This is a genomic window from Streptomyces sp. UNOB3_S3 (assembly GCF_020740895.1).
GTDB lineage: Bacteria > Actinomycetota > Actinomycetes > Streptomycetales > Streptomycetaceae > Streptomyces.
Genome location: NZ_JAILXP010000028.1, coordinates 23,403 through 32,269, shown reverse-complemented (window position 1 = coordinate 32,269; position 8,867 = coordinate 23,403). Strand labels below are relative to the sequence as shown.

Annotated in this window: 10 protein-coding genes and 1 pseudogene; 3 read left to right on the top strand and 8 right to left on the bottom strand. The window is 68.7% G+C overall.

The window, feature by feature from the left end; genetic code table 11:
• A pseudogene (locus K6I33_RS05305) lies at positions 1-699 on the bottom strand (two-component sensor histidine kinase); the annotation flags it as partial.
• A 409-nt stretch (positions 700-1,108) separates the two neighbouring features.
• Here K6I33_RS05305 and K6I33_RS05300 point away from each other — a divergent pair.
• The gene (locus K6I33_RS05300; protein WP_189450727.1) at positions 1,109-1,465 is read left to right on the top strand and encodes an SH3 domain-containing protein; all 357 of its coding nucleotides are present in this window, start codon (positions 1,109-1,111) and stop codon (positions 1,463-1,465) included.
• A gap of 157 nt (positions 1,466-1,622) precedes the next feature.
• On the opposite strand, the gene K6I33_RS05295 is transcribed toward K6I33_RS05300, so the two are convergent.
• The 7 genes from K6I33_RS05295 to K6I33_RS05265 form a co-directional block, all read right to left on the bottom strand.
• Positions 1,623-2,771 (bottom strand): ABC transporter permease, encoded by a 1,149-nt coding sequence (locus tag K6I33_RS05295; protein ID WP_229348519.1) that lies wholly within the window; start codon positions 2,769-2,771, stop codon positions 1,623-1,625.
• A 125-nt stretch (positions 2,772-2,896) separates the two neighbouring features.
• Positions 2,897-3,559, bottom strand: coding sequence for an ABC transporter ATP-binding protein (locus K6I33_RS05290; protein ID WP_229348520.1), 663 nt, complete (start codon positions 3,557-3,559; stop codon positions 2,897-2,899).
• 44 nt (positions 3,560-3,603) lie between these two features.
• The gene (locus K6I33_RS05285) at positions 3,604-4,869 is read right to left on the bottom strand and encodes a peptidoglycan-binding protein (RefSeq protein WP_229348518.1); all 1,266 of its coding nucleotides are present in this window, start codon (positions 4,867-4,869) and stop codon (positions 3,604-3,606) included.
• A 2-nt stretch (positions 4,870-4,871) separates the two neighbouring features.
• Entirely contained in the window at positions 4,872-5,450 is a 579-nt protein-coding gene (locus K6I33_RS05280; RefSeq protein WP_229348517.1) for a hypothetical protein, read from the bottom strand.
• A gap of 243 nt (positions 5,451-5,693) precedes the next feature.
• Positions 5,694-6,461 carry a response regulator transcription factor gene (locus tag K6I33_RS05275; protein WP_229348516.1) on the bottom strand — a complete coding sequence of 256 codons (768 nt, stop codon included), beginning with the start codon at positions 6,459-6,461 and terminating at the stop codon, positions 5,694-5,696.
• Positions 6,458-7,399 (bottom strand): TIGR01777 family oxidoreductase, encoded by a 942-nt coding sequence (locus K6I33_RS05270; protein ID WP_229348515.1) that lies wholly within the window; start codon positions 7,397-7,399, stop codon positions 6,458-6,460. The genes K6I33_RS05275 and K6I33_RS05270 overlap by 4 nt, the downstream gene beginning before the upstream one ends.
• Positions 7,396-7,779 carry a DUF4345 domain-containing protein gene (locus K6I33_RS05265; protein ID WP_229348514.1) on the bottom strand — a complete coding sequence of 128 codons (384 nt, stop codon included), beginning with the start codon at positions 7,777-7,779 and terminating at the stop codon, positions 7,396-7,398. Before K6I33_RS05265 ends, K6I33_RS05270 begins: the two co-directional genes overlap by 4 nt.
• An 87-nt stretch (positions 7,780-7,866) precedes the next feature.
• Between K6I33_RS05265 and K6I33_RS05260 the strand changes: the two genes are divergently transcribed.
• Entirely contained in the window at positions 7,867-8,448 is a 582-nt protein-coding gene (locus tag K6I33_RS05260) for a TetR/AcrR family transcriptional regulator (protein ID WP_229348513.1), read from the top strand.
• A gap of 54 nt (positions 8,449-8,502) precedes the next feature.
• A complete protein-coding gene (locus tag K6I33_RS05255) occupies positions 8,503-8,742 on the top strand; it encodes a hypothetical protein (protein WP_229348512.1) in 240 nt (79 codons plus the stop codon).
• Positions 8,743-8,867 lie beyond the last annotated feature (125 nt).

The following is an 8,867-nucleotide window of genomic DNA, read 5'->3' as shown; positions in this document are numbered from 1 at the left end:
GTTCTGGGCGCCGAGGTGGATCGTCAGGCGTGGCGGGGCGGCTGGGCCGGCTCGTTCGTTGAATACTCGTTGCAGACATGTGGTGAAGTGCGGCTCGGATTCGCACGGTCGGGCCGCGTCGAGATCTGGTTGTGCCGGGGGTTTCGTTTCTTCATGCGGTTCCTCGCATTTCGGGAGTCGGCGGTCCGTACTGATCCGGGGGAGGCCAATGTCGTCCGGCTGGGCCGTCACGTTGGCCCCTGCGCGTGTCAGGCAGGCCGCGTAGGCGGTTGCGGAGCGATAGCTCGTGATCGCCTGGGCGGTCAGTTTCACCGAGATCCTCGGTGCCTGGGTGCGGGGAAAGCGCAGGACGGGGCGAGGGTCGACCAGGACCGGGGGCCGGCTGCTCGGTGCGCGGGGATCGCGGCCGGTGAGGGGGTCGGAATCTGCGAGCAGGACGTCGGTCTCCGTGGCGACCCGGATGCGTTGGCCGGTCTCCTTCGCGAGTGCACTCACCGTCGGCGCGAGCCCGTCCCAGGTGCCGTGTGCGAAACCGTATGAGCGCAGTTCGCTGGTGATCCGGGAGACCTCCTCCTGGCCGGCCATGACGCTCTGCCGCACCTGATGGTCGGCCTGGCGTAGGGTCAGCCAGGCGGTGGCAGCGGTGGCGGCCATCGCGACGAGTGCGAGCAGGCCGAGAACCCGGAGCCGGAAGCTCATCGCGCCCCACCCGCTGCGACCGTCCGCGCGAGGTCCGTTCCGGCTGCCGGTGCGAACACCGCCGCGGCCGTCGGCGCACATATGCTCAAGGTGACTCCTTCCCATGGTTCTCCCGGGCTACGGGATGCCTGGCGGGACACGATGTCGATCGTCCCAGGGTGGCGCCGATCTGCATATCCAGGAAGTGGCGCATATTCACTGGTGAGGCTTTCAGCCGCTTGTGGGTCTTTCGGTCGCTTGGGCGTGAAAAGTGGTCAGGCGTGTGCGGAATCCTTTCTTTAGCTTTGCCGGACGGCAATCGTTGCGTATGCCACTCGCATCTGCGTGAGGCGAGGCTTCTGGCTTTCATCCCGGTGCCGTCCGGTATCCGGGCCATGTGCTTCCGCAACGACACTGTGGGGGTTCAGAAATGAAACGTCGCATAGCAGCGCTTGTCCCCGCGGTCGCGGCCATCGCCCTGGCCGTTCCGCTGTCTCTTCCCACCCCGGCCGCCGCGCACGCGCCGTGCGGCGCACGGGGCACGAACCAGGACCACAACCCCTTCGTCCAGACGGCCAACGGCGCCAACGTGCGCAGCGGATCCAGCACCAGCTGCACCGTCATGGGCATCGCCTACAGCGGTGACTGGCTCAACTACCGCTGCTACACCAGAGGCAACGACGGCTACACCTGGACGTACCTGGAGAACGCCTCCAAGGGCACTGAGGGCTGGGTGCGTGACGATCTGCTGAGCGACGGGGGCACCACATATAGCTGTGGCTTCTAGCGCCCCGCCGGTCGGGCTGAGGCCATCGAGGTGACGCGCTGACTGAGGCGGTCCGGGCAGGGGCCGCCTCAGGTATGTCGCGTCATGTCGGCGGCGGGTGAGGGCGAAGGGCCGGCGGCGGACGCTTGCGGCGGCTCGTCCCGAGGTGCCGGTTGTTTCAGGTGCCGGACAGTGTCTCCGTAGGCGACAGCCGGCTCGCCCGGACCGCCGGATACAGTCCGGCGATCATGCCGATGGCCAGGGCTGAGCCGGTGCCCGCCGCGCTTGCCCATGCCGGGACCACTGTCGGCCAGTCGCGGCTGAGGGCGTAGCCCGAGGTGATCAGCGTCCCGAGGACCGCCCCGCTGAGACCGCCGATGAGTGACAGGAGCAGGGATTCCGTCACGAACTGGGTGCGGATCTGGCCCCTGGTCGCCCCGAGCGCCCGGCGCAGGCCGATCTCGGGACGCCGCTCCAGAACCGAGATGATCATGGTGTTGCCCACTCCCACGCCGCCGACGAGCAGGGCGACTCCGCCGAGGCCGATGAGCAACCCGGCCAGCGTCGATTCGCTGGCCTCGCGCGCCGCGAGGGCGTCGGAGGGCCGCGAGATGCGCACCTCGCCCGGTTTCTCTGGATGTGCCGTGGCCGGGAGTACCGTCCAGACCGCTGTGACCTGGCTGTCCTCGGTTCGGACATAGACCGTGGACGGGTGACCGTCGAAGCGGAGATATGCGCGGGCCACCGGTCGGCCGATCAGGGCCGCGCTGTCGATCTCCGGCGCGAGCGGTACCGGCTCGAGCACGCCGACCAGGGAGAACCAGCGGCCGCCGAGCCAGACCCGGGTTCCCGGGGTGTACACGTCCAGTCGCTGGGCGGCGGTGGCACCGAGCACGACCGTCGGGTATCGCTCGAGGGTGGAGTCCAGCCAGCGGCCTGTGCGGAGGTGACCGCCGATGGCGGGGAGGAGGTCGGTGTCGGCCGCGAGGACACTCAGGGAGCCGGTGCGGCCGGTGGCGATGTGCTCGTTGCGGTAGACGTGGGCATCGGTCGCGCCGGTGGCCGCGACCTGCCGCACCGGTGGGATCCGACGGATCATCGCGACAGCCTCATACGGCAGTCTGGCTTTGTCGCCCGTGAGGGACCGGCCGGGGGCGACCCGTAAGAGATTGGTGCCGAGCGCGTCGAGCCGGCGGTCCACTTCGGCCTGGCCGGAGGCCGAGATGCCGACCACCGCGATCATGGCGGCGACGCCGATGGCGATGCCGAGGGCGGAGAGAACGACGCGTACGGGGCGTGCCCGGAGGCCGGCGCCGCCGAGCCGCATGACATCGGCGGGCCCGAGACGCGCTGCCCTCGGCTGTGACCGGCCGCGGGCGGGGCCGGACGGCACATCGCGGACGTAATCGGCGGGCTCGGTTCCCGTCCGGGGGGAGTTCGCCCTTCCGCCTCTCAACGGGACGTCCCGGTCGTAGGGTTTTGTGCCGTATCACTGATCAGCCGGCCGTCGCGCATCTCGAGGCGGCGAGGCAGCCCGGCCGCGATCTCACGGTCGTGAGTGATGATCACTACGGTGGTTCCGGACGCCTGCAGAGCGCGGAGCAGGCTCAGGACGCTCGCTCCCGACGCGGAGTCCAGATTTCCGGTCGGTTCGTCCGCCAGCAGGACCGAGGGCTCGCCGATCACCGCGCGGGCGATCGCGACCCGCTGCCGCTCGCCGCCGGAGAGCTGGTGCGGCAGATGGCGGACGCGATGGCAGAGCCCGATCCTGGCCAGCGCGGCCGCCGCCTCGGCGCGGCGGCGGCGTATCGGGACGCCCGCGTAGAGCAGGCCGTCCGCTACCGCGTCCAGGACCGGAACGCCGGCCGTCAGATGGAACTGCTGGAAGACGAAGCCGATCCGGGTGGCCCGTAGTGCGGAGACCTCGCGATCGGACAACTTCGCCACGTCGTGGCCCTCGATCAGGACGCGACCCAAGGAGGGCCGGTCAAGACTGCCCATGAGGTTGAGCATGCTGGACTTGCCGGAGCCCGACGGGCCGACCACGCCGACCAGTTCCCCGCGCCCGATCCGCAGACTCACCTCACGGACCGCGGCCACTTTGCCCCGGTACATCTTGGAGACGGCGTCGAATTCCACGACCGCCGCAGGCCTGTCGCTCACTCCGGGACCCTCACCTTCAGGCCTTCGCGGACCGAGGGGCCGCTCACTTCCACTCTGCCATCCGCGAACAGCCCGGTCTTCACGGCCACGAAGGTTCCGTCCGCGGTCTCCAGCCCGTGGCCGCCCTCCGCGAGCGCGACGAGCGCTGCGACGGGAACAGTCAGCACGCCCTTGGCCTCCCGCCCCACGTACTCGACGGTGACGGGGCCGCTCTCCAGCCTCCCCAGCGATTTCTGGTCCCGGATGGTGACGGACACCGGCACCGTCGTGGGGACCTGCCCCGAGCCGCCCTCGCCCTTCTCGGGCGCGGTCACCTGCTTCCCCACCGATTCCACTTCGCCCCTCACGGATGCGCCGTCGGGCAGCTGGACCCGGACAGGAGCGCCGCGCACGGCCCAGGAGGCGTCTGCGGCCGATGCGTTGACGACGACATTGCGGGCCGTTCCGGTGTACGTCAGAGCGTTTTCGCCGACAGGCGCGCCGAGCCGAACGCCCGCATGGCCGATGCGTACCTTGCCTGCGGAGTAGAAGACGTCCCCGACGCCGACCGTGCCGGTCTGGGGCAGCCCGAGCGACTTCTGCCAGCGCCTGACCGCCTGAGCGGTGCCGGCGGTGAACATACCGTCCACCGCGAATCCCGTAAACCCGAGCGCTGCCAGGTTGGTCTGGAACTGCAGGACATCCGAGCCCTTCACCTCCCCAAGCGCACCGGCCCCGGTACTCGACGCCCCACCCTCGGCACCCCCCGGCGCCGGCGAAGAGCCCGCCGCGGCGCCGGCTGCGCCGTCCTGCCGCTCCTTGCCGGCCCCCTGGTCGGCTTCCTGGTGCCGGCCGGAATCACGGGAAGCCGGACGCAGGTCCCGGTACATGGGCAGGCTCCCGTACAGGAGGACCACTGGGCGGTCGTTGACTCGTAGGAGCACGCCGCCGCGTTCCACCAACGTCCCCTGCTCGGGCAGCCAGGTCACGGTGCCTGTCGCCTTGACCAGGAGGGGGACTTCCGCGCCATACCCCAACTGCCCGTCAACCTTGGTCCGTTCGGTCACGGTGGCCCGGGTGACCGGGACGAACGAGCCGGCTCGGGATGGTACGCCTGGATGCTTGTCCTTGCCTCCACCGAACCCCAGGGCGCCGACCAGTGTGACCGTCGCCACGACGGCCACGACGGAGCAGATCAACACCGCACGCCGCACTCGGAGGGTGCGTGACGGCGCGAGTGGTGTCCCGGGACGGTCATCGGGATGCGGAACGGACTCGGCCACGATCAGCCCTTACCCGGGCCCGGGTTCGTCGGAGCGCCGGCGATCGGCCCGCAAAGCCGCAGGGCCCGTTGCGCGGCAGCCGAGCTCTGATCCCACCGGCCCTCCCCGAACCCGTCAGCGCCCGGGTCGGGGAAGTCGGGGGCGCCGTTCTTCTGCATGCACTCGGCGTACTTGCGCATCGTCTTGATCTGCTCGGGGGAGAGCTTCGGCCGGTTGTTCTTCTCGACGCTCTCGGGGACGGCCGACAGACTTGGAGCACACTTCGCCGAGGCGGTTCGGAACTTCGGGTCCCTTTTCAGGGCGCGCACGTGGTCACCGTCACCGAAGTCGAGGTTCCCCTTGGCATCCGGGTCCGGCGCGTCGACCCCATTCTCCCGCAGACACTTCGCGTACTCACGCTGAGCTTTCACATACGCGGCCACGTCACCCCCGCCGCCCTGCCCGCTTGTCGTGCCGGACGCCTTGGACGTGGCACCGCCCGCAGCCGTCGGGACCTTCGCGCTGTCGTCGCTGCCGCAGCCGGCCAGCCCGAAGGCCGCAACCGAAGCCGCCACGGCCAGCAACGCCTGATCTCGTCTCATAGGTCCCCCCTGCTCCCTTACTGGAACCGGTCCGTGAGTGCGATGGGCAGACCGACCCTAGGATGCAAGTGATGAAGAACCTTTGAAGAACTCGTCAACCGATCGTGCCGCCGCTGATCCACTCCTTGGCCGCCCGCTGGTAGCACCGTGGCGTTGTCGGTGTGGGTGGACGAGCCCGTGTGCCGTGTGCCTCCTCAGGGCAGCCGGGGAGATCGGTACCCGGCACAGGGGGCCACGTTCCACTCAGGGCACCAGCCCGTGCTGCTTTGCCAGCAGGACGGTGGAGACCCGGTTGTTGGTGCCGAGCTTCCGGTAGACCTTCTCGAGGTGACGGTTGACGGTGTGCGGGGAGATGAGCAGACGGCGGGCGATGCCCTGGGTCGTCAGGCCCTCCGCCAGCAGGCCCAGCACCGTCAGCTCGCGTGGCGTCAGGTCGTGCACGGTGGAAACGGAAAGTGGTGTGGCGGCGTGGAGGCGGCGGAGCTCGCGGGCTTGGCTGTCCGCGGTCAGGATCAGGGGCTGGATGCGGGTCGCCAGGGCGAGGTCGCGGTCGGTGAACTCGTTCTCCTGCCTCAGGACGAGGGAGCGCAGCGCCTGCGGGTCGCCGGGGGTGGGCAGGCCGAGTTGTTCCCCGCCGCCGGTCTCCCGGGCCAAGTCGTACCAGGGAGAATGCCGCCATCTCTCGCTGATGCGGCTCAGAATGACCGGGCTCGTGCCGCCCGATGCCACGTGGAGGGTCAAGGGGTGCTGGTCCGGAGTGGGATAGCGTTCGATGAAGTCCGAGGCAATAGGGCCGTGGGATTCCGGTGCCCAGGCTTCCGCCCGAAGGACGCGCTCAGCGGTGTTCAGACTGGAGATCGTCACCCCGGCGCAGTCGAAGACTTCCCGCAAGTGTTTGGTGATCAGCGGCCATGTCGACTCCGGGTCGGTGCTTCCAAGGATCGCCACCACGAGGTCCAGTATCTGCTCATAGTCCCGTACGCGAAGCCGCCCCGTGAGAGAAGCTTTCATCTGTGGCGCACCCGGGGCACCAGCTCCGCGGCTGCCTGCGGCCAGTGTCCGTATGCGAAGGAGAAGCCGCTTTCCAGTAGGCGCCCAGGAACGACGCGACGGCTCTTGAGCAGCAGTTCGGTGTCCGAACGCAGCGCGAAGGCACCGATCTCCGCCATCCACTTCGTGGCGGCCAACCCCACCGGCCTGCCCCACACGCTGCGCAGAACGCGCATGAACTCACGCTGTGGAAGGGGCTCGGGAGCGGCCAGGTTCACCGCCCCTATGAGCTCTTCCCGGTCGATCAGGAACTCGACGGCCCGGACGAAGTCGCGGTCGTGAATCCACGAGATGTACTGGGCACCGCCGGCGACCGGACCACCCAGCCCCATCCTCGCCAGCCACAGCAGGACGTCGAAGACTCCACCCCGATCCGGACTCATCACCATCGCCGAGCGCAGGGCCACCTTCCGTGTCTTCGGAGTGTCTGCCTCCCGCTGCGCCTGTTCCCAGCGCCGGGCGATGTCGACGCTGAAGGCCCAATAGCCCGGCACGTGCGGCTCGTCGCCACCGATGACGCCGGTCCGCTCGTCATTCGGCGCGTCGAAACGATGGGCGTAGATGGTGGCGGTACTCATCTGCAGCCAGACACGCGGCGGGCGACGGGCCGCCCCCACGGCCTCGCCGACCACACGGGCCGAATCCACGCGGGAGTCCATCATCTCCCGCAGGTTCGCCTGGGTGTACCGACAGCTGACGCTCCGCCCGGCGAGGTTCACCACGACGTCGCTACCGTCGATCTCCTTCGCCCAGTGGCCCAAGGTCCGTCCGTCCCAGCCGACCTCGCCGACGTGGGCAGGATGCCGGGTCAGGACCACCACTTGATGGTCGGGTGGTGTCAGGGCGCGCCGTAGGACCGTTCCCACCTGGCCGGTCCCGCCTGCTATCACGACCTTCATCTCGCCTCCGATAACGGGCCTGACGGGGAGTCGGCGCCAGCCGACAGGGCTGCCAGACCTGCCGAGGCGAGCAGGCCTACGCTTGCGGGCTGGCGTGAGTGGAACACAGGGGACTCACGCGGCGTCGGCTTGCCGTTGATGACGACCGGCTGTCTTCCACGAGGATGGACAGCAGTCGGCCGAGACCGCCGAGCCGCGTACACCCGGGCCACGCCGTACCCCAGGAAGATCGCACCGTAGAACCGTTCCCTGCTGTCGACGGTCGCGTCGGCAAAGCTCTCACCCGGTACAGAGGCGGCACCGGCGACGAGATGAGCGGCGCCGATCGCTATCGACGCGACTCCCATGACGAGCAGCAGCCACCTGAGAAGCCTGTTCATGAACCGCTCCCTTAGTAGACACACATCTACTAACGTGAGAACGAACGTACGGCAGCGGCGGAAGAGGCGTCAACTAGCCTGGATAGCATGACCACTCGGAGCAGACTGAGGCCAACGGAACGCCGCCACCAACTGCTCACCGTGGCAGGAGAGCTGTTCGCCGCCAGACCGTACGACGAGGTCCTCATGGAAGACGTGGCTGAACGGGCCGCCGTCTCCCGCGCCCTTCTCTACCGCCACTTCCCCGGCAAGCGAGACCTCTTCGCAGCCGTTTACCGGCAGGCCGCCAACCAGCTCCTGGCACAGACACAGATCGACCCGTCCACCGCCTTGATCCCGCAAGTACGTGCCGGTCTGGACCGGCACATCGACTACTTCGCCAGCAACCGCCACACCGTCCTGGCCGCGAACCGCACACTTGCCGGCGACCACGTGATCCAGGCCGTCATCCTCGACGAGATGGCCGTGCTCCGCGAGCGCCTCGCGGCCGCGGTCCCCGTCGACGGCATCGCTGCCGAGCTCATGGCGGCCGTACTCATGAGCTGGCTGGTTTTCGTCCGTACCCTGTGCGTGGACTGGCTCATCAAAGAGGCATGCACTCGGGACGAACTGCGCGAGATCTGCCTCGGAGCCCTGGTGGGCGCACTCGAGCCCCTCGCGAAGCAGTAGGAGTGTGTTGGAAATCCCCGGTCGATTCGGTGAACTCTCGGCCATATCCGCGACGTGGAGACCGAGTGGACCGAGGAGAGCATCCAGCGGATCACCGCCGAGAGCGCCACTGTCAAGCAGTGGGTCCGCCAGCTGACCGCCGACAACCGAACCCTCGATGAGCGGCTCAAGGCCGCTCGTTCCAACGTCCGCTTCCAGGACCGGCGCCCGCACACTTGCCACGTTGTTGCTGCGGGCGACGATGCCGGCGGTGAGCGGCCGGAGCCGTCTCCACAGCAGGGATCTTCGGCATGAGCATCACGTCCAGCCAAGTTCCCTGGCTCTACCGGGAGTTGACGTCGCCGAGATGGCTTGAACGCCCACTCGAAGCACCCCCTCCTTGGTCAACTGCCGGTGTGATGTCCATCTCCAGGGAGTTA